The following is a 23703-nucleotide window of genomic DNA, read 5'->3' as shown; positions in this document are numbered from 1 at the left end:
GCGCAGGGCGCTCGTCACTGCACCGGCTTCTCGTAGTGCGTGTCCATCGTGATCAGGCCGCGCAGGTAGGCAATGCGCTTGATGATTTCCGCAACGCCCTGCAGGAACATCGCAGCGAAGCCCACGGGCATCAGCAGCGCGGCGGGCCATCGGACCAGGCCGCCGATGTTGCCCGACATCTCGCCCGTGACCCACATGTTCCAGAAGAAGGGCCAGGTGAGGTAGGTGAACAGGCCCATCACCGGCAGCAGGAAGAAGATGAGGCCGAACAGGTCGACATACACCGGGCCGTGGCCCTTGAGCTTGCCATAGATGATGTCCACGCGCACATGCTCGTTGAAGCGCAGCACAACAGGTGCCCCGAGCATCACGGTGGCTGCGAAAAGGTACCACTGGATTTCGAGCCAGGAGTTCTTGCTGAAGTCCAGGCCGTAGCGGATGAGCGCATTGCCGGCTGAAATCAGCGAGGCCGCCAGAACGGCGTAGCCGGCGATCTTGCCGAGCTTTTCGCTGACCCAGTCCATGCCGGTCGCGAATTTGAGGAATGCAGACAAGGGGGTGTCTCCCGCGAAGCCCAAAGGTGAAACGCCTGCCCCTGGTGGGGGCTGCGCAAAGCCCGAGATGTTACCTCGGTGAACCTTTGTATTGCCTTGACGCGGGGGGCGGGGTTTACCCGGAATATGGGTCTCGTCCGGGACGTGGGGGGACGCCCCGGTCGCCATAATCGCCCATGTCTTCGCGCCTTCCGCCTTCGACGCCTTCGGGCGCCATGGGCCTGCCCCATTCGATCGATTCTCCTGACATGTGCCGCGCCGGCCGGGAGCTGTTGTCCCTGGCGCTGATCGATGCGCGCAACCACACGCTGCACCTGCTGTCGCTGTACGAGCAGGTGCTGGGCGCCGAGGCGCTTGCCGCGCCGCCGATGCTCGAGGAAGAGGGCGTGCTGCCGCCGGTCTGGCTGGCCGGCCACATCGGCTGGTTCGCCGAGTGGTGGATCGGGCGCAACACCCAGCGCGCTTTCGGGGTCGACTGCCCGGTGCGGCCCACGCGCCTTGCGGCCATCGACCCTGGTGCCGACGGCTGGTGGAATCCCGCGCAGAGTGCGCCGCAGCGGCGCTGGACACCCGACCTGCCGGACCTCGCGCAGACCAAGGCCTACCTGCTCGAAACGCTGGAGAGCACTCTCGAGCTGCTCGACAACGCGGCCGAGACCGATGCCGGCCTGTATTTCTATCGCCTCGCGCTGTTCCACGAAGACCTGCGCGGCGAGCAGTTCGTGGTGATGGCGCAGACGCTGGGGCTGCCGCTGGGCTTCGAGCAGGCGCCCATCGCCGTCACGCGCGAGCCGCTGCTGCTGCCGGCCACGCGCTGGGAGCTGGGCATGCCCGAGAGCGGCTTCGCCTTTGCGCAGGAGCGAGGAGCGCATCGCGTCGACGTGCCCGAGTTCGAGATCGACGCGCAGCCCGTCACCTGGAACCAGTACATCGAATTCGTCGATGACGGCGGCTACGACCGCGAGGAGCTGTGGCACGGCGAAGGCTGGCGCTGGCTGGCTGCGCAGGCCGAGGGCCGACGCGGGCCTCGCCACGTCGAACAGATCGGCGGAGCACGCAGCGGCACCGGCGGTTCGGTGCTGCAGCAGCGCTTCGGCGCGACGGTGCGCGCGGCCGGCCACCACAGTGCGGTGCACCTGAGCTGGTGGGAGGCCGATGCCTGGGCACGCTGGGCCGGACGTCGCATCGCGACCGAGGTCGAATGGGAGATCGCGGCGCACACGGCCGCGCGGCGCGGCTTCCGTTGGGCCGACGTGCATGAATGGACGGCGGGCACCCTGCAGCCGTGGCCGGGCTACCGGCCCGACCCGTGGAGCGCGGGAGGCGAATTCGATCCTGCGGCAGCCTTCGGCCGCGCGCGCGTGCTGCGCGGGGCTTCGTTCGCGACGCGTGCGCGCCTGCGTTCGCCGCGCCGCCGCGGCTTTGCGCTGCCTCATCGCGACGACGGCTTCTTCGGCTTTCGCACCTGCGCGCTGTAGAGACTGATGGTCAGCGTTCGCCGCCGGCTTCGGACGACAGCGGCGGTGCCACCTCCTCCAGCGGCTTGCGCTCTGCGTCGACCGCATGGCGCAGGGCCAGCAGCCCCGCGACGATGACCAGCGCCGCCCCGATGCCGTAGCCCACCATCACCGCACCCCGGCTGCCGGTCTCGATCAGCAGGCCGAACAGCAGCGGCGCAGCGAAGCCGCCCGCGCCCATGCCGACCGCATAGAAGATCGCGATGGCGATGGCCCGCATCTCGAGCGGAAACACCTCGCTCACCGTGAGATACGCCGAGCTCGCCGCCGCCGAAGCCAGGAAGAACACCGCCGACCAGCAAAGCGCCTGGCTGCGCGCATCCAGCCAGCCCATCATGAAAGCCCAGCCCGTGAGCGCGAGGCCGACGCCCGCGAGCACATAGGTCAGCGCGATCATCCGGCGCCGCCCCACGCTGTCGAACAGCGGCCCCAGCAGCAGCGGCCCGAGCACGTTGCCCAGCGCGAACGGAAAGATGTAGAGCGCCACGTCGCCTTCGGGTACGCCATAGAAGCGCGTGAGCACCAGCGCATAGGTGAAGAAGATCGCGTTGTAGAAGAAGGCCTGCGAGATCATCAGCGCCAGCGCGACCACGCTGCGCTGCGGGTAGCGCCTGAGCAGTACGCGCGCCACTTCCCGCATCGGCGGGCTGTTGGGGCGCGCGGCCGTGTAGTTCACATGGCCTTGCGGCGTGGGCAGCGGTCCGTGCTGCGCCTCGACCTCGGCCTCGATTCGCTCGACGATGCGCCTGGCTTCATCGGCCCGCCCGTGCGCTACCAGCCAGCGCGGGCTCTCGGGTACGTGGCGCCGCACCAGCAGGATCGCCACAGCCAGCACCGCGCCCAGCGCGAAGCCTGCGCGCCAGCCCCACACCGGGCCGATCACGCGCGCGTCGAGCAGCACGAGGCTCAGCGCCGCGCCCAGCGCCGCGCCGATCCAGAAGCTGCCGTTGATCGCGAGGTTGACGCGCCCGCGCACGCGCGCCGGAATCAGCTCGTCGATGGCCGAATTGATGGCCGCGTATTCGCCGCCGATGCCAAGCCCCGTGACGAAGCGGCACAGCGCGAAGAAGGCGAAGTCGGGAGAGAACGCGGTGGCCAGCGTGCCGATGGTGTAGACCACCAGCGTGACGAGAAACAGCTTCTTGCGTCCGAGCCGGTCGGTGAGCCGCCCGAAGAGCAGGGCGCCGAGCACCGCACCTGCCACGTACACCGAGCCCGAGAGGCCGATCTCGCCGGCCGTGAGCCCGAGCGTGTCGGGCCGTTCCAGCACCGCGCCGATGGAGCCCACGAGCGTGACTTCGAGCCCGTCGAGCACCCAGGCCACGCCCAGTGCGATCACCACGCGCCAATGCCAGCGCGACCACGGCAGGCGGTCGAGGCGGGCGGGGATATCGCTGCGCAACACCGTCATGCCCGTGATTCTGGAAGTTGGCCGCGGCGGTCGTTGTAGGACCGTGCCGGTCTATGATCCGCGCGCCGCGAGGGAGCGGCGACTACATCAATGCAGCGAGGGGAAACATGACTGGTCTCGATGGCGCGCATCGCCGCGCGTTCTGGCTTTGTGCATTTCTGGCAATTGCCAGCTTGACGGGCTGCGGCGCGCCGCCCACCTACAAGAATCGTCCGGTTTCCGGTGCTTCGCCCGGGACTTTTGCGTTAGCGCATGCAAAGGCGGTAGAGGAGCCGCGGCATGCGATGCGTCATCTGGATGAAGCCAGGAGCGTTGTCTATACGCAGTCCGCGGGCGGGGGCGGCGTTGCGGTCGGGCTGCTGTTCGGTCCGTTGGGCGCAGCGGCCAACGCCGGCATGATCGACAACAGAACCGAGCTAGACGCGCAGCGCCTGAAAGGCAAGCTCACGCTGGAGCCCCGGCAATTGTTCCTCGATGCCGCGATTCGCCAGGGGCTGGATGTGGCCAGCGCGGGTGCGGCGGGGCAAACCGGCGCAACGCCCTATCTGCACATCAGCAAGGCCAGCAACGAGCGGTTGCTCACAGCCGTGGCGGTCCGCTTGGAGCAGGGCACCGGTGCCGACCAGTGGACCGGCCTCTACCTGTACCAACTGCCACTTTCCTACTCGCTGGACGATCTGGCCAGGCCTACCGAGGAGATCCAGCGTCAGCTGAGTACGGAGGCCGCACGGGGCTTCTCGGAACTTGCGGCCTTCATTGCGAAGGAAGGGCAGCCAAAAGATGGACTGGGGAAGACCGCGCCGGAAAAGGAATTCACCTATGTCTCGGATCTGCTGACGCCGCGTTTCGAGATCCAAATGCGCGGCCGCTTCATCGCACGGTCGGAAGATCTGGTGTGGTTCAGGACTTTCGACGGCATCTACGCAGTGCGCGCGTCCAACATCAAGATCAAGTCGGGGCGGATCTGAGGGGCTGCTCCGCCAGATCTCCCCTTGTCTTCGATCAGGCCGTCTCGGCCAGCGCGTCGGCCAGTGCGTTGACCATGCGATCGATCTCCGCCTTCTCCGCAATGAAAGGTGGCGCGAGCTGGATCGTGTCGCCGCCGTAGCGCACGTAGAAGCCCTTCTTCCAGCAGTTCATCGCGATCTCGTACGGACGGCGCGCGGGTTCGCCCGGCAGCGCGGCGATGGTGATGCCCGCGGCGAGGCCGTAGTTGCGGATGTCGGCGACGTGCTTGCTGCCCTTGAGGCTGTGCACCGCGTTCTCGAAGTGCGGCGCCAGCGCCTGCACTCGGCCGATCATGTCTTCCTTCTGCAGCACGTCGAGCGCGGCGATGCCCGCGGCGCAGGCCACCGGGTGTGCGCCGTAGGTGTAGCCGTGCGGGAACTCGAGCATGTAGTCGGGGCCGCCGGCGGCCATGAAGGTGTCGTAGATCTCTTTGTTGGCGACCACCGCGCCCATCGGCTGTGCGCCGTTGGTGACCTGCTTGGCGATGTTCATGATGTCGGGCGTCACGCCGAAGGCTTCGGCGCCCGTGAGCGCGCCGCAGCGGCCGAAGCCGGTGATGACCTCGTCGAAGATCAGCAGGATGTTGTTCGCGGTGCAGATGTCGCGCAGGCGCTTCAGGTAGCCCTTGGGCGGAATCACCACGCCGGCCGAGCCCGCGAAGGGTTCGACGATCACGGCCGCGATGTTCGAGGCGTCGTGCAGCGCGATCAGGTCGAGCAGGCGGTCGGCCAGCTCGGCGCCGTTCTCGGCCATGCCGCGCGTGAAGGCGTTCGATGCGAGCTGCGTGTGCGGCAGGTGGTCGGCCTCGACGCCCTGGCCGAACAGCTTGCGGTTGGCCGCGATGCCGCCGACCGAGATGCCGCCGAAGTTGACGCCGTGGTATCCCTTCTCGCGGCCGATCAGGCGCGTCTTGCTTGCCTGGCCCTTGGTGCGCCAGTAGGCACGCGCCATCTTCAGCGAGGTGTCGGCGGCTTCGGAGCCCGAGCCGGTGAAGAACACGTAGTCGAGGCCGGCGGGCGTGAGCTCCTTGATCTTGTTGGCCAGCTCGAACGAGAGCGGGTGGCCGAACTGGAAGGCGGGCGAGTAGTCGAGCTTCGCGATCTGGCGGCTCACCGCCTCGGTGATCTCGGGGCGGCCGTGGCCGAGGCCCGAGCACCACAGGCCCGAGAGGCCGTCGAAGATCTTGCGGCCGTCGGCGTCGGTGAAGTAGGCGCCCTTGGCCTCCACGATGATCCGCGGATCGGCCTTGAAGTTGCGGTTGCCGGTGTAGGGCATCCAGTGCGCGTCGAGCCAGGCGGCGTCGGTGCGCAGGGCGGGCGTCGGTTCGATGGCGGGCGTGGCGAGGGTCATGGCGCTTCCCGCACGGGGCGGGCTCCGGGGGTGATGGGATGTGCCGATTGTTCGCAGAGCCTTCAGTGTGGAGAATGGCGCATTATCAATGTTCACTTGACAGTTCATGCAAGTAAAAGAGAAGGCCCAGAACAGTGCCCAGAGCACCCGCAGCCGCGCCGTTCTGGGGCAGCTCAGCGACATGGACCTGCGGCTGCTCAAGGTGTTCAAGAGCGTGGTCGATTGCGGCGGCATGGCCGCGGCCGAACTGGAGCTGAACATCGGCACCTCCACCGTGAGCCGCCATGTGAAAGACCTGGAAACGCGGCTCGGCCTGGTGCTGTGCCGGCGCGGCCGGGCGGGCTTCGCGCTCACGGCCGAGGGGCAGCGCGTGTACGACGAGACGCTGCGGCTGTTGGCCTCGGTCGATGCCTTTCGCGGAAGCATCGACGACATCCACAACCGCATGGGCGGACAACTGGACGTGGCCTTGTTCGACAAGACCGCGACCAACCCGAAGGCGCGCATCGGCGAGGCAATCGCGCGCTTCACCGAGATCGCGCCGGAGGTGAGCCTGGCGGTGCATGTGGGTTCGATCAACGCGATCGAGCAGGGCGTGCTGGAGGGCAACTTCCAGATCGGCATCATCCCGGCGCACCGGACTTCGAAGAGCCTCGTGTATGCGGACCTGTTCGACGAGACGATGCTGCTTTACTGCGGCAGGGGCCATCCGCTGTTCGACAGCCCGCATGCCAAGCTCACCTGGTCGAAGCTTGGCGCGCATCATTTCGCGGGGCTGGGCTACCACTCGCCCAACATGGAGCTGAGCCACCGCGCCAAGCTGTCGCGCAAGGCCACCGGCTTCGACCAGGAGGCGATCGCGACGCTGATCCTCTCGGGGCGCTTCCTCGGCTTCCTGCCCGACCACTATGCGCAGGCGTTCGAGCAGCGCGGGCTCATGAAGGCGGTGCTGCCGGCGCGCTTCAATTACGCGTGCCGGTTCGTGAGCCTGCTGCGGCGGTCGCCGAAACCGTCACGGGCGGTATTGGCGTTTCAGGCGTGTCTGGAAAAGGCCCATGCCTGAAGCGGCGCGGGATCGTTCAGAGCACTGGTTGATAGGCCGGCACAAGCTAAATGAGGAGGCCAAAGGCCGGGGGACATTCGCGGAGGGGAGTACCGGCGGCCTGTGCACGCGCCCTGAAAAATTTAACGCTGCCCGCTCGGCAGCAACAGATGCTTCGCCCCGATGTGCGCCTCCATCTCGTGCATGTGCTGTTCGGCATCGACCATGTGTTCGGTCATCAGGCGCCGCACTTCGTCGGCATCTTCGCGCCGGTAGGCGGCCAGCAGTTGCGTGTGGTAGTCGACGTTCGTCTCGCCGAAGTGGTGATGGTCCAACGCCTTCTTATAGACCACGAGGTCGCGCAGCAGGTCGTTCAGGAAGCGGCACATGAAGGACAGCACCGGATTGGGGCAGGCCTCGGCCAGCATGGTGTGAAAGGCCAGTTCGGCTTCGCGCTGCGTGCGCAATTCGTCCTCGTTGGCGGGCTCGATGGTGCAAAGGCGCACGTTTTCTTCGAGCCGTTCGAACTGCGAGGGCGTCAGCTTGCCGATTACGCTCACCGCCAGCTCGGGCTCCAGCACCTTGCGCAGCTGGTAGATGTGATGTCCGTCGAGGTGATGGAAGTGCAGGAAGTTGCGCAGCGGCTCCGAGGCATGCTCGACCGACACCTGCTGCAGGTAGGCGCCGCCGCCGGGGCCGGTGCGGATGGCGATGAGCCCGCGCACCTCCAGCGCCTTCAGTGCCTCGCGCACCGTGCTCTTCGAATAGCCGAAGAGCTCGATCAATTCCTTCTCGTTCGGTAGCCGGTCGCCGGGCTGCTTGCGCTCCGCCACGATCCAGCGCTTGACGTCCTCGACGATGACGTCCGAGAGCTTCTGCCGCTTGGGACGGTTCTCTCCCACTCTCATTGAAACGCTCCATGCCCATCGGGAGATGCGCGGGATGCGCAACAGCGCGCGATCTTAAACGGCGTGATGCAGAGGGGTGGTCTGGTTTTGGGCACAGGGCTTGCTAGCGGGTTTTTACCAGCATATTAATCCTATTTATCCGCTTAAATTTGCCGGCGCCTGCTCTCCCTAGCCTCTTTTCTCCCCTTCACTACGACCGGAGTTCCTCCATGCAACGCAGACAACTTCTTCAACTCGCCGCCCTCTCGGCCGCTCCCGCCTCGCTCCTGGCCGGTCGCGCCGCCTTCGCCCAATCGGCCGATGCGATCCGTTTCGGCTGCCCGGTGCCCATGTCGGGCGCGTTCGCTGCCAATGGCAAGTTCGCCGACCTGGGCATGAAGCTGGCCATCGAGCAATACGGCAGCGTGCTGAAGCGTCCGCTGGCCTACACGGTGCTCGACACCGAAGGCAAGCCGGCGACCGCCGTGCGCAAGGTGCAGGAAGCCTCGCAGCAGCAGGGCGCGAAGTTCTTCGCGGGCGGCATCCTGTCGTCCGAAGCGCTGGCCATGGGCAAGGAGGCCGAGAAGGCCGGCGGCCTGTTCATCACCACCGCGGGCGCCGACGAGATCACCGGCAAGGACTGCAACCCCGCCACCTTCCGCTGGTCGGTGCCCACCTTCGGCGCCATCGAGCAGACGGTGCGCCCGCTGATCGCGTCGATGCCCAAGGCCAAGCGCTGGTACACCATCACGCCGCAGTACGTGTTCGGCGAGGGCCTGCTGGGCGCGGCCAAGAACATCTTCCAGGAGAAGGGCATCGAGCACGTGGGCAACAGCTACCACTCGCTCAACGAGAAGGAGTTCAGCGGCTACCTCACCAACGCCATGGCGGCCAAGCCCGACGTGCTGCTGCTGCTGAACTTCGGTGCGCAGTCGTCGGCCGCGCTGCGACAGGCAGTGAGCTTCGGCATGCACAAGAACATGACGATCCTCATCGCCTGGGCCTCGGGGCTCGAGCAGTTCGACGAGCTGGGCGCCGACCTGTGCGACGGCGTGTACTTCGGTGCGCAGTACTGGCACACGGCCGACACCGCGCTCAACAAGGACCTCGTGAAGCGCACGGCCGACAAGCTCAAGATCGTGCCCAACTACAGCCTGGCGGGCTCGTACATCTGCACCAAGATCCTGATCGACGGCATCGTGAAGGCGGGCTCTGTGGACCAGAAGGCCGTCATCGCCGCGCTCGAAGGCATGAAGTTCGATGGCCTCACGGGCACGGAAGAAATCCGCAAGGCCGACCATCAGGTCGTCAAGGACTACTACCTGCTCAAGGGCAAGGCCAAGTCGAAGATGAAGGATGCAGCGGACTATGTCGACGTGGTGAGTTCCGGCAAGTCGTTCCTCTCGATCGACAAGAGCGGCTGCAAGCTGGCCTGACGCAACGCAAGCCAACGAGCCCATGACCGTCTACCTGCTCCAGACCATCAACGGAATCGGCATCGGCATGCTGTATTTCCTGCTGGCCGTTGGCTTGTCCATCGTGTTCGGCCTGCTTCGCTTCGTGAACTTTGCACACGGCGCTTTCTATCTGCTCGGAGCCTACCTGTGCTACCAGGCCATGCAGTGGGGCCTGGATTTCTGGGTCGCGCTGGTTGTGGTGCCGCTCGCCGTGGGCGCGCTGGGCTGGCTGGCCGAGAAGCTGCTGCTGCGCCGCGTGTACGCCAAGGCGCACGAGTTCCACATCCTCGTGACGGTGGGCCTGGCGCTCGCGGTGCAGGAGATCGTGATCGTGTTCTGGGGCCCGCTGGGCAACAGCGTGGCCACGCCCGACCTGCTGCAGGGCGTGGTCATGTGGGGCGCCTTCGTCTATCCCAAGTACCGGCTGTTCGTGATCGGCTTCACCGCTGTGCTCGCGGTGCTGCTGTGGTGGGTGCTCGAAGGCACGCGCCTGGGCAGCGCGGTGCGCGCGGGCAGCGAATCGACCGAGATGGTGTCGCTGCTCGGCATCAACGTGTTCCGGGTGTTCAGCCTTGTGTTCGCGCTGGGTGCGGCCACGGCGGCGCTGGCTGGCGTGCTGGCCGCGCCGATCCGCGGGGCCGAGCCCTTCATGGGCGTCGAGGCGCTGAGCGTCGCCTTCGTGGTGGTGGTGATCGGCGGGCTCGGCAGCTTCGGCGGCGCGCTCGTGGGCGGGCTGCTCATCGGCATCGTGCAAAGCCTCATGAGCACCATCTGGCCGCCGGGGGCGAGCCTGATGATCTACATCGCGATGGCGGCCGTGCTGCTGCTGCGCCCGCATGGCCTGCTCGGCCGAAAAGGATGAACGCCATGCCGAGAAAAATCACTTTCCTTCTGGCACTGACCGCCGCGCTGGGCCTGCCGCTGGTTCTGCGCTCGGGCTCGCTCGCGAGCGAGGTGCTGATCTATGCACTCGCGGCCCTGGGTTGCAACCTGCTGCTGGGCTATACGGGGCTGCTGTCCTTCGGGCAGGGCATCTTCTTCGGGCTGGGCAGCTACACCATCGCGATCCTGCTCACGCGCCTGCACCTGCCGATGCCGCTCGCCCTGCTGGCGGCCGTGGCCATAGGCGCGCTTGGCGCGGCGCTGGTCGGCTGGGTCGCCATCCGCCAGCGCGGCACCTACTTCGTGATGCTCACGCTGGCCTTCGCGCAGATGTTCTATTTCATCGCCTACACCGCGACTGACCTCACGGGCGGCGACAACGGCCTGCTCGACGTGCCGCGCCCCGGTTTCATGGACACGCCGTGGAAGTACTACGCCTTCGTCGCGGTGATCTTCCTGATCGCGTTCGGGCTGCTGCTGCGCGTGACCGATTCGATCTTCGGCCGCACGCTGCTGGCCATCCGCGACAACGAGGATCGGGCCGCCGCTGTGGGCTACGACCTCAAGCGCTTCAAGCTGCTGGCCTTCGTGATCTCGGGCGCCGTCACCGGCCTTGCGGGCGGGCTGCACGCGATGATGACCGGCATCGCGCCGCTGTCGAACGCCGAGTACCACACCAGCGAGATGATCCTGGTCATCACCGTGATCGGCGGCACCGGCAACCTGTTCGCCTCGGTGCTGGGCTCGGCCTTCTATGTGTTGCTGGCCGACTGGCTCTCCACGCTGTGGCCGCGCTGGCTGTTGTTGCTGGGCTTGCTGCTGATCGGCGTGAGCATCGGCATGCAGCGCGGGCTCTGGGGGCTGGGCGAGGGCGCGTGGCGCCGCATCTTCCGCAAGACATCGCCTGGCGCCAAAGTGCCTGCGGCCCTGGGAGAAAAAGTATGACGGACATCCTCATCGAGGCCGTCGGCGTCACCAAGCACTACGGCAAGTTCGCTGCACTCGGCGGCGTCGACCTGAAGATCAGGCGCAATACCGTGCACTCGGTGATCGGCCCGAACGGCGCGGGCAAGACCACGCTGTTCCACATGCTCACGGGCACCGGCACCACCACGGGCGGCCGCATCCTGTTCGACGGCCACGACGTCACGCGCGAGCCCGACCATCGGCGCGTGCAGCGCGGCATGGCGCGCTCGTTCCAGGTCACGGCGCTGTTCCTGAGCCTGTCGGTGCGCGAGAACCTGCGCGTGGCGGCGCAGGGCGTTTCGCCGCGCCAGGCCATGAACTGCTGGCGCGCGCCGGTCGGCGAACTGGCCTGCACGCAGACGGTGGACGAGGTGCTGCAGCGCGTGGGGCTCGAACGGCTGGCGAACATGCCGGCCAGCGAGTTGTCGCATGGCCAGCAGCGCCGCCTCGAAGTAGGCATGGCGCTGGCCGCCAGGCCGAAGGCCATCTTCCTCGACGAGCCGACCTCGGGCATGGGCATCGACGACCTCGACGACATGAAGCACCTGATCCGCGGCCTGCGCGACCAGCACACCGTGGTGCTGATCGAGCACAACATGAACATCGTGATGGACATCTCCGACACAGTGACCGTGATGCAGCTGGGCCGCGTGCTTGCCGAGGGGCTGCCGGGCGACATCCGCTCCGATGCGCGCGTGCGCACGGCCTATCTCGGCAACATGATCACCGGGGGCAAGGCATGAGCGGAAAGAACATCCTCGAAGTCGAGGGGCTGCACGCCCACTACGGCAAGAGCCATGTGCTGCAGGGCGTTTCGATGCGCGTTGGCGATGCCGAACTGGTCACGCTGCTGGGCCGCAACGGCGCGGGCAAGTCGACCACGCTCAAGAGCATTGCCGGCGCGGTCACACCCACGGGTGGACGCGTGCGCTTCCAGGGCGCGGACATCGCGGACATGCCGCCGCACCGCATCGCCGCACGCGGCGTGTGCCTGGTGCCCGAGCACCGCGGCGTCTTCAAGCTGCTGACGGTGGAAGAAAACCTGCTGCTCGGCCTGCGGCGCGAATCGCCCTGGCAGCTGGCCGACATCTACCGCATCTTTCCGCGGCTGAAGGAGCGGCGGCGCAACGGCGGCGGGCAGCTTTCGGGCGGCGAGCAGCAGATGCTGGCCATCGGCCGCGCGCTCATGAACCATCCGCGCCTGCTGATCCTCGACGAGCCGGTCGAAGGCCTGGCGCCGGTGATCGTGGAGGAGATCGTCGCGCAACTCAAGACCATCAAGGCGGCCGGCGTGGCCATCCTGCTGGTCGAGCAGAACCTCGAAGTCTGCGTGCAGCTGGCCGACCGCCACTACATCGTGGAGCAGGGCGTGATCGTGCACGAGGCCGGCAACGCCGACTTCATGGCCGACCATGAAGTGAAAGACCGCTATCTGGGCGTGGGCCTTGCTTGAGGCTTCCCGCAACACTTTTCCTTATCGCAAAGCCATGAACTCACACACCGAACTCCGCATCGACGGCCAGCGGCTCTGGAACTCGCTGATGGAACTGGCGCAGCTCGGCGCCACCGAGAAAGGCGGCGTCTGCCGCATCGCGCTGACCGACCTCGACCGCCAGGGCCGCGACCTGTTCACGCGCTGGATGCGCGAAGCGGGTTGCGAAGTGCGCGTGGACGCCATCGGCAACATCTTCGCGCGCCGCGCCGGCCGCAACAACGCGCTGCCGCCCATCGCCACCGGCAGCCACATCGACACGCAGCCCACGGGTGGCAAGTTCGACGGCAACTATGGCGTGCTCGCGGGGCTGGAGGTGATCCGCAGCCTCAACGACGCGAAGATCGAAACCGAAGCACCGCTCGAAGTGGCCGTGTGGACCAACGAGGAGGGCTCGCGCTTCGTGCCCGTGATGATGGGCTCCGGCGTGTTCGTCGGCGCCTTCACGCTCGAGCATGCGCTGGCGCAGCGCGACCACGAGGGCGTGAGCGTGTCAGACGCGCTTGCCGCCATCGGCTATGCAGGCAGCACTGCTGCTTCGGTGGCCGCGTCGCCGGTGGGCGCGTACTTCGAGGCGCACATCGAACAGGGCCCGGTGCTCGAAGCCAACGAGCGCGTGATCGGCGTGGTCGAAGGGGCGCTGGGCCAGCGCTGGTACGACGTGGTGGTCCAGGGCATGGAAGCGCATGCCGGCCCCACGCCGATGGAGCTGCGCAAGGACGCGCTGCTGGCCGCCTCCGAGCTCGTGATCGAGGTCAACCGTATCGCGCTGGCGCACGCGCCGCATGCGCGCGGCACGGTCGGCTGGATCGACAACTATCCGAACTCGCGCAACGTGATCCCGGGCCGCGTGAAGCTCAGCGTGGACCTGCGCGCGGCCGACGACGTGGTGCTGTCGGCCATGGATGCCGAGCTGAAAGAAGCGGTGCAGCGCATCGCGACGAAGGGCAAGGTCGAGATGTCGGTGGAACAGGTCGTCTACTTCCCGCCGCAGCCCTTCACGCCCAAGCTCGTGTCCGCCGTGCGCGAAGCCGCACAGGCGCAGGGCATGAGCTGGATGAACGTGATCAGCGGTGCCGGCCACGACGCCGTGTACCTCGCGCGCGTCTGCCCTACGGCCATGATCTTCGTGCCCTGCCTCGACGGCATCAGCCACAACGAGATCGAGGACGCGCAGCCCGACCACCTCGAGGCCGGTTGCAACGTGTTGCTGCAGGCGATGCTGCAAAGCGCGGGAGTGGCGTCGTCATGAAGGTGCTGATCGCGCGTCTCAACCACGAGACCAACACCTTCTCGCCCGTGCCCACGCCGCTCGCGGCTTTCGGCCCCGACGGCCCGACCTTCGGCGAGCAGGCCTACCGGGACAACAAGGGCATGCGCACGGCGATGTCGGCCTTCATCGACCTGGCGGAGCAGGCCGGCGCCACGCTGGTCACGCCGGTGTCGGCCTCGGCCAACCCGAGCGGGCCGGTCGACGCGCAGGCCTACACCACGCTCACGCAGTGCATCGTCGATGCGGCGCCGGGCTGCGACGCCATCCTGCTCGACCTGCACGGCGCGATGGTCGCGCAGAACAGTGCCGACGGCGAAGGCGACCTGCTCGTGCGCCTGTGCGCCGCGGCGCCGGGCGTGCCCATCGGCGTGGCGCTCGACCTGCATGCCAACGTCACGCCCGAGATGGTCGGCAATGCGGACGTCATCGTCGGCTTCAAGACCTATCCGCACATCGACATGTACGAAACCGGCGAGCACGCCGGGCGCCTGCTGTTCGACCTGCTGGCCGGGCGCAGCAGGCCGGCGATGCGCTGGCGCCGGCTGCCGCTGATGGCACACACGCTGCGCAGCGCCTCGTTCACCGGTGCAATGCAGCGCGCCATCGAGGCGGCGCGCGAAGCCGAGAAATCGTCGGAGTCGCTCGCGGTGTCGATCCTGGCGGGCTTCTCGCTGTCGGACATCGAGGCGCCGTGCATGAGCGTGATCGTGGTCGACGCGCAATCGCCCGAAGGCGCGCAGGCCACGGCCGACCGCATCGCGATGCAGATGTGGAGCGAGCGCGAAGCCTTCATCTACCGCAGCGAGCCGCTCACGCAGTCGGTGGCCCGCGCAAAGCTCATCGCCCAGGGCGCCACCCGCCCGGTGCTGCTGCTCGACCATGGCGACAACTGCATGTCGGGCGGCAGCTGCGACACCATGGACGTGCTGCAGGAAGCGCTTGCGCAAGGGCTGCACGGCATCGGCGTGGGGCCGCTGTGCGACCCCGAAGCGGTGGCCGAGCTGATCGCGGCGGGGGAGGGCGCGGAGGCGACAGTCGCACTCGGCAACAAGGTCTCGCTGGAAGGCATCGGGTTGAAGAAAACGCCGGTGCGCCTGACGGGCACCGTGCGCACCATCGGCAACGGCGAGTACGTGATCACCGGCCCCACCTACACCGGCCAGCGCAGCAGCATGGGCCGCACGGTGCTGTTCGACATCGGCGCCGCGCGCATCGTGGTGACCGAGCGCACGCAGGAGCCGTGGGACATCGGCGTCTTCGAGTGCGCGGGGCTCGATCCGCGCAGGGAACGCTTCCTGCTGCTCAAGTCGCGCATGTACTGCCGGCCGGTGTTCGAGCCGCTGTCGGCCGCGCTGGTGGAGTGCGACAGCCCGGGTGTGACCAGTTCGGACTACGGCCTGTTCCCCTTCGGCAAGGTGCGCCGGCCGGTGTTTCCGCTGGATGCGAACGCCTCGATGGAGCTTGCCGCATAACCTGCCACGTCATCGACGCGAATCGCGTGCGGCGCGACCATTCCTTCACCCCGCGATGTTGCGGGCCGAACCCTTCGAAAGGAATCGTCATCATGAACACCGCCGCACACGATGCCACCGCGATTGCCCAACGCTACATCGCCGTCTGGAACGAAACCGACGCCGCGCGCCGCGCCGCGCTGATCGAAGCCGGGTGGGCCGCCAACGCGCACTACGTGGACCCGATGGCGCAGGCCAGCGGGCATGAGCAGATCAGCGCGCTGGTCGGCGCGGTGCACCAGCGCTACCCGGGCTTCCGCTTCAACCTGCTGGGCAAGGCGGACGCGCATGGCGACCATCTGCGCTTCTCGTGGACGCTGGGGCCGAGCGGGGCGGAAGACATGATCCAGGGCACCGACTTCGCCCAGCTGGATGCCGGCAAGCTCCGCTCGGTCACGGGCTTCCTGGACAAGGTACCCGTGGGGGCCTGAAGCAGGAAAGCTGAACGCTGTGCGCTCAGTCCGGCATGCCGGCCGAGCGGCCGCGCCACAGCTTGCGGTAGACCGTGGCACGGCTGATGCCCAGTGCCCGCGCGGCTTCCGCCACGTTGCCGCGCGCGTCGGTCACCGCCTTGCGGATCAGCTCGGTTTCGACGTCGCGCAATCGCGGACGGGTGCTGGATGCGGAAGCACCTTCGGAGCTGCCGCCGCGCCGGGGCCGCGCCTGCACCCGCAAGCCCGACCAGAGCGGCACTTCGAGCACCGCGTCGCCGCGCCGGGCCGCGTCGAACATCATGTGCAGGGGCAGCGCGAACAGGTCGTTGAAATTCAATGCGTGTTCGCAGCGCGCCAGCGGCTGGTGCAGCATCTGCCGGGCCGCCGCATTGGCGCCCGTGATGCCACCGCCAGCGTCGATGCACAGCAGTCCCTCGGTGGCTTCGCTGCTCGGGCTGCCCGGCCAGGCCAGGTGCAACAGCAGCTCGCAGGGCTCGCGGATCAGCAGCATGTTCTCGATGCTGCGCGCGGACAGGGTGGCCAGGTGGCGCAGCTCCGGGCGCTCGACCACCTGCACGCCGGTCAGGTCGAGCATGCCGATGCAGTCGCCCCGGGGACCGAAGAGCGGCGCGCCCGCGCAGCTGTAGACGCTGGTGTCGTCGAAGAAATGCTCGCCGCGGTGCAGCCACACCGATTCCTGTTCGGCCAGCGCGGTGCCGATCGCGCTGGTGCCGATGGCGCGTTCCGAAAGGTCGACACCGACGCGCGCGATGTCGCGCGCATGGCGGCTGGCGGCGTCGACGCCGCCGGGCAGGTGGCCCACGTCGATCACGATGCCGTCGGCATTGGTCAGGATGGCGAAATAGCGGGTGTCGGCGATGGCGCGCGAAAGCCGGTCGATCACCGGCCGGGCCGCGGAAACCAGCGCCCGGTTGTGTTCGGCGACATCGCAGCCGGCAGCCCGGCTCACCGGATCGAAGCTGACCCGCTGCTGCGGCCGGCGGCCGGCCTCGATGCAGCGCTGCCAGGAACGGGTGATCCACGAATCGACGCACGCGGCACTGCGCACACGGGGCGGCGACTCGCCCTCGATCAGTTCGCGGCGGGCTTGGGCAATGGCCAGGGAACGCTCAGGAGGTGGCGAAACGACAGTGGCGGGCATCGTGGTTTTTCGCGCGTGTGGGGCGGCTTTTCCCGGCTCGCCGGACGGCAAGCTGTTTCATTTTGAGAATTTCGTTCGCTCTGTGCAAGAGTCGAGGGTTTTGCCTAGGATAGTGCGAAAGGTGGGCATCCAAGATGCTTTTTGCTGAACCAGCCATCACCTTTCACGGAGACAGCCAAATGCAGGTCGCTTTCAAGATCAACGGCCGTCAGGTCACGGTCGACGCTCCTCCCAATACTTTCCTCGTCCACGCCATCCGAGAGCACCTCCACCTCACCGGAACCCACGTCGGCTGCGACACCGCCCAGTGCGGCGCCTGTACCGTCCACGTCAACGGCAGGGCAGTCAAGTCGTGCAACATCCTGGTCGCGCAGGCGACGGGCGCGGACATCACCACCATCGAGGGCATCGCCGAGGCCGACGGCACCATGCACCCGATGCAGGCTGCATTCAAGGAGTGCCACGGCCTGCAGTGCGGCTTCTGCACCCCGGGCATGGTCATGAGCGCCATCGACCTTTGCACCCACCACCCCAAGTCGAGCGAGTCGGAAATCCGGGAACTGCTCGAGGGCAACCTGTGCCGCTGCACCGGCTACCAGAACATCGTGAAGGCCGTGAAGATGGGCGGCGAGGCCATGGCCTCGGGTACGCCGGTCAAGACAACCGTCACGGCGTGAAAGGAGCAACATCATGGGTGCTTCCGACTTCTCGAGCCTGCCGCACATCGGCGAGGCCCTGCGGCGCAAGGAAGACTATCGTTTCCTGACCGGCGCCGGCAACTACACGGACGACATCACGCTGGCCAACCAGAGCCATGCGGTCTTCGTGCGCTCGCCGCACGCCCATGCCGCCATCAAGTCGATCGACATCGCCGAGGCGCTGAAGATGCCTGGCGTGGTCGGCATCTTCAGCGGCAAGGACATCGAAGGAAAGATGGGCGGCCTGCCCTGCGGCTGGCTCATCAACAACCCCGACGGCACCCCCATGAAGGAGCCGATGCACCCGATCCTCGCGATCAAGAAGGTGCGCTACGTCGGCGACCACGTCGCGATGGTGGTGGCCGAGACGGTCGAGCAGGCCAGGAACGCCGCCGAGGCGGTGGTGGTCGACTACGAGGTGCTCCCCGCGCTCGTGAGCGTGGCCGATGCGGCGAAGAAGGCGAGCGGCGTCACGCTGCACGACGAGGCGCCCGACAACCAGTGCTACAAGTGGGCGCTCGGTGACAAGGCGGCGGTCGACGCGGTGTTTGCCAGCGCCGCGCACGTCACCAAGCTCGACCTGGTCAACAACCGGCTGATTCCGAACCCGATCGAGCCGCGCGTGGCCATCGGCAGCTACAGCCGCGGTACCGACGACTACACGCTGTATGTGTCGAACCAGAATCCGCACGTCGAACGCCTGCTGATGACGGCCTTCGTGCTGGGCCTGCCCGAGCACAAGGTGCGCGTGATCGCGCCCGATGTGGGGGGCGGCTTCGGCTCCAAGATCTTCCTGTATGCCGAAGACGTGTGCCTCACCTGGGCCGCCAAGCAGCTCAACCGCAACATCAAGTGGACGGCGGAACGCTCCGAGTGCTTCCTCTCGGACGCGCACGGCCGCGACCACGTGAGCCACGCCGAGATGGCGATGGACAAGGACGGAAAGTTCCTCGCGCTGCGCGTGCACACCGACGCCAACCTCGGCGCCTACCTGTCGACCTTCTCGACCGCGGTGCCGACCATCCTCTACGCCACGCTGCTGGCGGGCCAGTACACCACGCCGCAGATCTACGTCGAGGTGGATGCCTGGTTCACCAACACCGCGCCGGTCGACGCGTACCGCGGCGCGGGGCGGCCCGAGGCCACCTACCTGCTGGAGCGGCTGGTGTCGCGCTGCGCCTGGGAAATGAACCTGGGGCAGGACGAGATCCGCAAGCGCAACTTCATCAGCACCTTTCCCTACCAGACGCCGGTCGCGCTGCAGTACGACACGGGCGACTTCCACGCCTGCATGGATAAGGCCCGCGTGCTGGCCGAGGTTGACGGCTTCGCCGCGCGCAAGGCGGCCAGCGAGGCCGCAGGCAAGCTGCGCGGCATCGGCTACTCGAGCTACATCGAGGCCTGCGGCATCGCACCGTCGAACATCGCCGGCGCGCTCGGCGCGCGCGCCGGCCTGTTCGAATGCGGCGAAATCCGCGTGCACCCGACCGGCAGCGTGACGGTGTTCACCGGCTCGCACAGCCATGGCCAGGGGCATGAGACCACCTTCGCGCAGGTCGTGGCGGCGCGGCTGGGCATTCCGGTCGAGAACGTCGACGTGGTGCACGGCGACACCGGCCGCGTGCCCTTCGGCATGGGCACCTACGGCTCGCGTTCCATCTCGGTGGGCGGCGCGGCCATCATGAAGGCGCTCGACAAGATCGAGACCAAGGCCAAGAAGATTGCCGCGCACCTGATGGAGGCAAGCGACGCCGACATCGAGTTCGCCAATGGCGAGTTCACGGTCAAGGGCACCGACAAGAAAATTCCGTTCGGCCAGGTGGCGCTCACGGCCTACGTGCCGCACAACTACCCGCTCGACAAGCTGGAGCCCGGCCTGAACGAAACCGCCTTCTACGACCCGACCAACTTCACCTTCCCGGGCGGCACCTATATCTGCGAGGTCGAGGTCGACAAGCAGACCGGCGAGGTCAAGGTCGACCGCTTCACCGCGGTGGACGACTTCGGCACCATCATCAACCCGATGATCGTCGAGGGCCAGGTACACGGCGGGCTGGTGCAGGGCATCGGCCAGGCGCTGCTGGAGAACTGCGTCTACGACAACGAGACCGGCCAGCTGCTCACCGGCAGCTTCATGGACTACGCCATGCCGCGCGCAGGCGACTTTCCGCAGTTCAAGCTCGACACCGTGTGCACCCCGTGCACGCACAACCCGCTGGGCACCAAGGGCTGCGGCGAGGCGGGAGCCATCGGCTCGCCGCCGGCCGTGATCAATGCCGTGCTCGACGCGCTGGCGCCGCTGGGCGTCAAGGACTTCGACATGCCCGCCTCGCCCAGCCGCGTCTGGGAAGCGATGCAGGCCGCAGCCACACACTAAAACAAAGAAGGAACCGCACCATGTACGCCTTCACACTCGAACGGCCCGCTTCCGTGGCCGACGCGGCCAAACTCGTTGCCGCAGGCGCCAAGCCGCTGGCGGGCGGCCAGACCCTGCTGGCTTCGATGAAGCTGCGGCTCTCGGCCCCCGATCAGCTGGTGGACCTGAGCGGCATCAAGGAACTCACCGGCATCGCGAAAAACGGCAATGCCATCACCATCGGTGCCATGTCGCGCCATCTCGACGTGGCGAACAACGCCGACGTGAAGGCCGCCTTCCCGGCGCTGGCCGACCTGGCCGCGCGCATCGGCGACCGGCAAGTGCGCGCGATGGGCACCATCGGCGGCTCCGTGGCCAACAACGACCCTGCCGCCTGCTATCCCAGCGCGGTGCTGGGCTCCGGCGCGACGGTCATCACCTCGAAGCGCGAGATCGCGGCGGACGATTTCTTCCTGGGCCTGTTCACCACGGCACTCGAAGAGGACGAACTGATCACCGCGATCCGCTTTCCCATTCCGAAGCGCGCCGTCTACGAAAAGCTGCGCCAGAAGGCGTCGAACTTCCCGCTGGTCGGCGTGTTCCTTGCGCAATACGACAGCGGCGTGCGCGTGGCGATCACCGGCGCGGGCAACGGCGTGTTCCGCCATGCGGGGCTCGAGGATGCGCTCAACAAGAGCTTCACGGCGGCCGCTGCCGCAGCCGTGAAGATCGACGCGAGCGACCTGAACAGCGACCTGCATGCTTCGGCCGCGTATCGCGCGAACCTGATCAGCGTGCTGACGCAGCGCGCAGTCACCAAGGCCCTGGGCTGAAGAAGCCGGGGTTGTTGTTCGCTCTACGGAAGACGCGACAGCCTCGCGTCTTCCGCTACGCTTCGCCATGATCTTCCCGACCATCGATTCCCTCTCCGAAGGTTTGATGCAGGCCGGCTACTTTGCCGACCGCCGGCTGGCCACGGCCGTTTTCCTCGCGCTCAAGCTGCAGCGCCCGCTGCTGCTCGAAGGAGAGCCCGGGGTCGGCAAGACCGAACTGGCGAAGGCGCTGTCGACTGCGCTGAGCCGCGAGCTGCTGCGCCTGCAGTGCTACGACGGCCTGGAGCAGCGCGAGGCGCTCTACGAATGGAACTACGCCGCGCAGCTGCTGCACATGCGCGCCGCCGAGGCCACCGGCGCGGCGCGCGATGTGGAGGCCGAGGTCTACCAGCCGCACTACCTGATCCGCCGCCCGCTGCTGCAGGCGCTGCAGACGCCGCTGCCCGGTGCCGTGCTGCTGATCGACGAGGTGGACCGCGCCGACGAGCCGTTCGAGGCCTTCCTGCTCGAATACCTGGGCGAGTACCAGGTGAGCATTCCCGAACTGGGCACGGTGCGCGCCGTGGTGCCGCCCGTGACCATCCTCACGAGCAACCGCACGCGCGAGCTCAACGACGCGGTCAAGCGCCGCTGCCTGTATCACTGGCTCGACTACCCGGAGCGCGAGCGCGAGCTGGCCATCGTGCGCGCGCAGGTGCCGCAGGCCGGCGAGAAGCTGTCGGCGCAGGTGGCGGCCTTCGTCGCACGGCTGCGCGATGCGCCCTTCGTCAACGCCTTCCAGCGTGCGCCCGGCATTGCCGAGAGCGTCGAATGGGCGAGGGCGCTGATCGCGCTCGACACCGTCGAGCTCGACCCCGAAGTGGTGGTGGATACCGCCGGCATCCTGTTCAAGCAGCGCGACGACGTGGCGGCGCTCACGCGGGAGCTGGCATCGGATCTGCTCAAACCCGAGGAGCCGGTCGCGCGCTGAGCGCGTCCCTGTTCCAGACAGCGATTTCGCATGGCCGGAATCCAGCAACTCGGCGACGTCCGCGGCGGCAAGCTCGCCGGCAACATCACCGCCTTCGGCCGTGCCCTGCGCCGTGCCGGCGTGCGTACCGATGCCATGCGCATCGCGCTGGCTGCCGAGGCGGCCACGCTGGTGGGCGTGGACGACAGGCTCGACCTGGGCGCCGCGATGGAAGCCGTGATGGTGAGCCGCGAGCAGGACCGCATGGTGTTTCGCGAACTCTTCGACGCCTGGTTTCGCGACCCGGAACTGGCCAACAAGCTGCTCGCGCAGATGCTGCCGAGTGCCGACGGCAAGGCCGAGCCCTCGAAGCGCCGGCCGCGCGTGCGCGAAGCGCTTACCGCACCGCGCAGCCCCGCCAGGCCAGCCGAGCCGGCAAAGCCCGACCGCGAGATCGAGTTCGACGCCGCCATGACGTCGAGCGATCGCCAGCGCCTGCAGCATGCGGACTTCAACGCGCTCGGCGCATCCGAATACCGCCTCGTCGAACGGCTTGCGCGCGACATCCGGTTGCCCATTCCCGAACTGCCGTCACGCCGCCTGCGCGTGGCTGGCGATGCGGGCCAGCAGCATGCGCGCATCCATTGGCCGGGCGTGCTGCACGAGGCGGCGCGCACCGGTGGCGAGATCCTGCGGCTGCCCAGGCTCGCGCGGCGCCAGCAGCCCCTGCCGCTGCTGGTGCTGGTCGATGTGTCGGGCTCGATGGAGCGCTATGCACGGCTGCTTCTGGCGTTCCTTCATGCTGCGACGCGCCGGGCGGGGCGCCGCGACGTGTTCGCCTTCGGCACCCGCCTGACCGACCTGACCCCCGCCTTCCGGCTCGCCGACACCGATGCCATGCTCAGTGCAGCCAGCCTCGCCATCGACGACTTCGCAGGCGGCACCCGGCTCGGCAGTTCCCTGACCGAACTGCGCCGCGCCCACGCCCGCCGCCTGACCGGGCGCCGCACGCTGGTGCTGGTGATCAGCGACGGGCTCGACACCGGCGAGCCATCGCTGCTGGAGCAGGAGCTGCTGTGGCTCAAGCGCCATTCGCGCCGCCTGCTGTGGCTCAACCCCTTGCTGCGTTTCGAGGGCTACGCCCCTCTGGCGCGTGGGGCCGGCGTGCTGCACCGGCAAGCAGATGCGATGCTGGCGGTTCACAATCTCAGCGCACTCGAACAGCTCGCCGCGAGCCTGGCCGCCTTGATGCGGTCCGGCCGCTAGCGTTGCCCAGGAAGGAAGCAAAAGGAAACCACCATGGAAATGCTCGGAAACCGCCGCCTCGGCATCACCCAACAACAGGCATGGGACGCGCTCAACGACCCCGAGACGCTGAAGAAATGCATCCCCGGCTGCGACAAGTTCGAGCTCACGGGCGACAACCAGTACAGCGTTGCCCTCGCGCTCAAGATCGGTCCGGTCTCGGCCAAGTTCAACGGCAAGGTGGTGCTGTCGGACATCGTCGCACCCGATGGCTACAAGCTCACCTTCGAGGGGCAGGGCGGTGTGGCGGGCTTTGCCAAGGGCTCGTCGAGCGTCACGCTCAAGCCGGTGGCCGAAGCGGAGGCCGCGACGCCGCCGGTTGCCGGCTGCGAGCTCGACTACACCGTGCAGGCACAGGTCGGCGGCAAGATTGCCCAACTTGGCCAACGCCTGATCGACGGCGCTGCCAAGTCGACCGCAGATGATTTCTTCAAGCGCTTCGAGGCCGAGATGCAGAGCCGCTATGGCCCCCCGCCTGCGCCGGCCGAGGAAGCCGCCAGCGCCGAGGCGCCGGCCGAGAAGAGCGGCATGATGTCCGGCCTCATGAAGAAGATCGGCCTCGGCAAGAAAGACGACACCGCCGCGACCGGCGGCGCCGGCTGAGGGGGGCGAACCG

22 protein-coding genes are annotated in these 23703 nt (G+C 67.5%); 17 read left to right on the top strand and 5 right to left on the bottom strand.

What is annotated here, in order from left to right:
- Positions 1-14 precede the first annotated feature (14 nt).
- On the bottom strand, positions 15-554 hold the full coding sequence (locus tag ACCC97_RS00435) for a TRAP transporter small permease subunit (protein ID WP_413313379.1): 540 nt from the start codon (positions 552-554) through the stop codon (positions 15-17).
- A 176-nt stretch (positions 555-730) separates the two neighbouring features.
- Here ACCC97_RS00435 and ACCC97_RS00430 point away from each other — a divergent pair, with 176 nt between their 5' ends.
- Positions 731-2032: an SUMF1/EgtB/PvdO family nonheme iron enzyme gene (locus tag ACCC97_RS00430; protein WP_413331343.1), complete on the top strand. Its 1302-nt coding sequence runs from the start codon at positions 731-733 to the stop codon at positions 2030-2032.
- Positions 2033-2042: 10 nt separating this feature from the next.
- Here the strand turns inward: ACCC97_RS00430 and ACCC97_RS00425 are convergent, their stop codons facing one another.
- Positions 2043-3482, bottom strand: a complete 1440-nt coding sequence (locus ACCC97_RS00425; protein WP_413331342.1) for an MFS transporter — start codon at positions 3480-3482, stop codon at positions 2043-2045.
- Between the two features lie 107 nt (positions 3483-3589).
- Here ACCC97_RS00425 and ACCC97_RS00420 point away from each other — a divergent pair, with 107 nt between their 5' ends.
- On the top strand, positions 3590-4450 hold the full coding sequence (locus tag ACCC97_RS00420) for a hypothetical protein (protein ID WP_413331341.1): 861 nt from the start codon (positions 3590-3592) through the stop codon (positions 4448-4450).
- 34 nt (positions 4451-4484) lie between these two features.
- On the opposite strand, the gene ACCC97_RS00415 is transcribed toward ACCC97_RS00420, so the two are convergent.
- On the bottom strand, positions 4485-5840 hold the full coding sequence (locus tag ACCC97_RS00415; protein WP_413313375.1) for an aspartate aminotransferase family protein: 1356 nt from the start codon (positions 5838-5840) through the stop codon (positions 4485-4487).
- Between the two features lie 106 nt (positions 5841-5946).
- On the opposite strand from ACCC97_RS00415, the gene ACCC97_RS00410 reads away from it, so the two are divergent.
- Positions 5947-6903: a LysR family transcriptional regulator gene (locus ACCC97_RS00410; protein ID WP_007829312.1), complete on the top strand. Its 957-nt coding sequence runs from the start codon at positions 5947-5949 to the stop codon at positions 6901-6903.
- 122 nt (positions 6904-7025) lie between these two features.
- On the opposite strand, the gene ACCC97_RS00405 is transcribed toward ACCC97_RS00410, so the two are convergent.
- On the bottom strand, positions 7026-7790 hold the full coding sequence (locus tag ACCC97_RS00405; RefSeq protein ID WP_413313371.1) for a FadR/GntR family transcriptional regulator: 765 nt from the start codon (positions 7788-7790) through the stop codon (positions 7026-7028).
- Between the two features lie 209 nt (positions 7791-7999).
- On the opposite strand from ACCC97_RS00405, the gene ACCC97_RS00400 reads away from it, so the two are divergent.
- From ACCC97_RS00400 to ACCC97_RS00365, 8 genes are all read left to right on the top strand, one after another.
- The gene (locus tag ACCC97_RS00400; protein ID WP_413331339.1) at positions 8000-9205 is read left to right on the top strand and encodes an ABC transporter substrate-binding protein; all 1206 of its coding nucleotides are present in this window, start codon (positions 8000-8002) and stop codon (positions 9203-9205) included.
- A 22-nt stretch (positions 9206-9227) separates the two neighbouring features.
- Positions 9228-10088, top strand: a complete 861-nt coding sequence (locus ACCC97_RS00395) for a branched-chain amino acid ABC transporter permease (RefSeq protein WP_007829315.1) — start codon at positions 9228-9230, stop codon at positions 10086-10088.
- Between the two features lie 5 nt (positions 10089-10093).
- Positions 10094-11053, top strand: a complete 960-nt coding sequence (locus ACCC97_RS00390; protein WP_413331338.1) for a branched-chain amino acid ABC transporter permease — start codon at positions 10094-10096, stop codon at positions 11051-11053.
- Complete coding sequence (locus tag ACCC97_RS00385; RefSeq protein WP_413331337.1) at positions 11050-11817, top strand: ABC transporter ATP-binding protein; 768 nt, start codon at positions 11050-11052, stop codon at positions 11815-11817. Before ACCC97_RS00390 ends, ACCC97_RS00385 begins: the two co-directional genes overlap by 4 nt.
- Positions 11814-12527, top strand: coding sequence for an ABC transporter ATP-binding protein (locus tag ACCC97_RS00380; RefSeq protein WP_413331336.1), 714 nt, complete (start codon positions 11814-11816; stop codon positions 12525-12527). The genes ACCC97_RS00385 and ACCC97_RS00380 overlap by 4 nt, the downstream gene beginning before the upstream one ends.
- A gap of 34 nt (positions 12528-12561) precedes the next feature.
- Positions 12562-13818 carry a Zn-dependent hydrolase gene (locus tag ACCC97_RS00375; RefSeq protein ID WP_413331335.1) on the top strand — a complete coding sequence of 419 codons (1257 nt, stop codon included), beginning with the start codon at positions 12562-12564 and terminating at the stop codon, positions 13816-13818.
- Entirely contained in the window at positions 13815-15311 is a 1497-nt protein-coding gene (locus ACCC97_RS00370; protein ID WP_413331334.1) for a M81 family metallopeptidase, read from the top strand. Before ACCC97_RS00375 ends, ACCC97_RS00370 begins: the two co-directional genes overlap by 4 nt.
- 92 nt (positions 15312-15403) lie before the next feature.
- Positions 15404-15781, top strand: a complete 378-nt coding sequence (locus ACCC97_RS00365) for a nuclear transport factor 2 family protein (RefSeq protein WP_007829322.1) — start codon at positions 15404-15406, stop codon at positions 15779-15781.
- 25 nt (positions 15782-15806) lie between these two features.
- Here the strand turns inward: ACCC97_RS00365 and ACCC97_RS00360 are convergent, their stop codons facing one another.
- Positions 15807-16946 carry a helix-turn-helix domain-containing protein gene (locus tag ACCC97_RS00360; RefSeq protein ID WP_413331332.1) on the bottom strand — a complete coding sequence of 380 codons (1140 nt, stop codon included), beginning with the start codon at positions 16944-16946 and terminating at the stop codon, positions 15807-15809.
- A gap of 179 nt (positions 16947-17125) precedes the next feature.
- Between ACCC97_RS00360 and ACCC97_RS00355 the strand changes: the two genes are divergently transcribed.
- The 6 genes from ACCC97_RS00355 to ACCC97_RS00330 all read left to right on the top strand — a co-directional run bounded on the left by ACCC97_RS00355 (position 17126) and on the right by ACCC97_RS00330 (position 23690).
- Positions 17126-17623: a (2Fe-2S)-binding protein gene (locus ACCC97_RS00355; RefSeq protein WP_413314757.1), complete on the top strand. Its 498-nt coding sequence runs from the start codon at positions 17126-17128 to the stop codon at positions 17621-17623.
- A gap of 13 nt (positions 17624-17636) precedes the next feature.
- Positions 17637-20021 (top strand): xanthine dehydrogenase family protein molybdopterin-binding subunit, encoded by a 2385-nt coding sequence (locus tag ACCC97_RS00350; RefSeq protein ID WP_413331331.1) that lies wholly within the window; start codon positions 17637-17639, stop codon positions 20019-20021.
- Between the two features lie 20 nt (positions 20022-20041).
- Positions 20042-20833, top strand: a complete 792-nt coding sequence (locus ACCC97_RS00345) for an FAD binding domain-containing protein (protein WP_413331330.1) — start codon at positions 20042-20044, stop codon at positions 20831-20833.
- A 67-nt stretch (positions 20834-20900) separates the two neighbouring features.
- Positions 20901-21803, top strand: a complete 903-nt coding sequence (locus ACCC97_RS00340) for an AAA family ATPase (protein ID WP_007829333.1) — start codon at positions 20901-20903, stop codon at positions 21801-21803.
- 30 nt (positions 21804-21833) lie between these two features.
- A complete protein-coding gene (locus ACCC97_RS00335) occupies positions 21834-23048 on the top strand; it encodes a vWA domain-containing protein (RefSeq protein ID WP_413331328.1) in 1215 nt (404 codons plus the stop codon).
- Positions 23049-23081: 33 nt separating this feature from the next.
- Complete coding sequence (locus ACCC97_RS00330; protein WP_413331327.1) at positions 23082-23690, top strand: CoxG family protein; 609 nt, start codon at positions 23082-23084, stop codon at positions 23688-23690.
- Positions 23691-23703 lie beyond the last annotated feature (13 nt).

Source organism: Variovorax sp. Varisp85, from assembly GCF_047304045.1.
In the GTDB taxonomy this organism is placed as follows: domain Bacteria; phylum Pseudomonadota; class Gammaproteobacteria; order Burkholderiales; family Burkholderiaceae_C; genus Variovorax.
This window is presented reverse-complemented; position numbering and strand designations above follow the sequence as displayed.

Bases quoted from the DNA above. Each gene is read 5' to 3' on its own strand.
- ACCC97_RS00430 (WP_413331343.1), top strand. From the start codon at position 731: ATGTCTTCGCGCCTTCCGCCTTCGACGCCTTCGGGCGCCATGGGCCTG.
- ACCC97_RS00425 (WP_413331342.1), bottom strand. From the start codon at position 3,482: ATGACGGTGTTGCGCAGCGATATCCCCGCCCGCCTCGACCGCCTGCCG.
- ACCC97_RS00420 (WP_413331341.1), top strand. From the start codon at position 3,590: ATGACTGGTCTCGATGGCGCGCATCGCCGCGCGTTCTGGCTTTGTGCA.
- ACCC97_RS00415 (WP_413313375.1), bottom strand. From the start codon at position 5,840: ATGACCCTCGCCACGCCCGCCATCGAACCGACGCCCGCCCTGCGCACC.
- ACCC97_RS00410 (WP_007829312.1), top strand. From the start codon at position 5,947: ATGCAAGTAAAAGAGAAGGCCCAGAACAGTGCCCAGAGCACCCGCAGC.
- ACCC97_RS00405 (WP_413313371.1), bottom strand. From the start codon at position 7,790: ATGAGAGTGGGAGAGAACCGTCCCAAGCGGCAGAAGCTCTCGGACGTC.
- ACCC97_RS00400 (WP_413331339.1), top strand. From the start codon at position 8,000: ATGCAACGCAGACAACTTCTTCAACTCGCCGCCCTCTCGGCCGCTCCC.
- ACCC97_RS00395 (WP_007829315.1), top strand. From the start codon at position 9,228: ATGACCGTCTACCTGCTCCAGACCATCAACGGAATCGGCATCGGCATG.
- ACCC97_RS00390 (WP_413331338.1), top strand. From the start codon at position 10,094: ATGCCGAGAAAAATCACTTTCCTTCTGGCACTGACCGCCGCGCTGGGC.
- ACCC97_RS00385 (WP_413331337.1), top strand. From the start codon at position 11,050: ATGACGGACATCCTCATCGAGGCCGTCGGCGTCACCAAGCACTACGGC.
- ACCC97_RS00380 (WP_413331336.1), top strand. From the start codon at position 11,814: ATGAGCGGAAAGAACATCCTCGAAGTCGAGGGGCTGCACGCCCACTAC.
- ACCC97_RS00375 (WP_413331335.1), top strand. From the start codon at position 12,562: ATGAACTCACACACCGAACTCCGCATCGACGGCCAGCGGCTCTGGAAC.
- ACCC97_RS00370 (WP_413331334.1), top strand. From the start codon at position 13,815: ATGAAGGTGCTGATCGCGCGTCTCAACCACGAGACCAACACCTTCTCG.
- ACCC97_RS00365 (WP_007829322.1), top strand. From the start codon at position 15,404: ATGAACACCGCCGCACACGATGCCACCGCGATTGCCCAACGCTACATC.
- ACCC97_RS00360 (WP_413331332.1), bottom strand. From the start codon at position 16,946: ATGCCCGCCACTGTCGTTTCGCCACCTCCTGAGCGTTCCCTGGCCATT.
- ACCC97_RS00355 (WP_413314757.1), top strand. From the start codon at position 17,126: ATGCAGGTCGCTTTCAAGATCAACGGCCGTCAGGTCACGGTCGACGCT.
- ACCC97_RS00350 (WP_413331331.1), top strand. From the start codon at position 17,637: ATGGGTGCTTCCGACTTCTCGAGCCTGCCGCACATCGGCGAGGCCCTG.
- ACCC97_RS00345 (WP_413331330.1), top strand. From the start codon at position 20,042: ATGTACGCCTTCACACTCGAACGGCCCGCTTCCGTGGCCGACGCGGCC.
- ACCC97_RS00340 (WP_007829333.1), top strand. From the start codon at position 20,901: ATGATCTTCCCGACCATCGATTCCCTCTCCGAAGGTTTGATGCAGGCC.
- ACCC97_RS00335 (WP_413331328.1), top strand. From the start codon at position 21,834: ATGGCCGGAATCCAGCAACTCGGCGACGTCCGCGGCGGCAAGCTCGCC.
- ACCC97_RS00330 (WP_413331327.1), top strand. From the start codon at position 23,082: ATGGAAATGCTCGGAAACCGCCGCCTCGGCATCACCCAACAACAGGCA.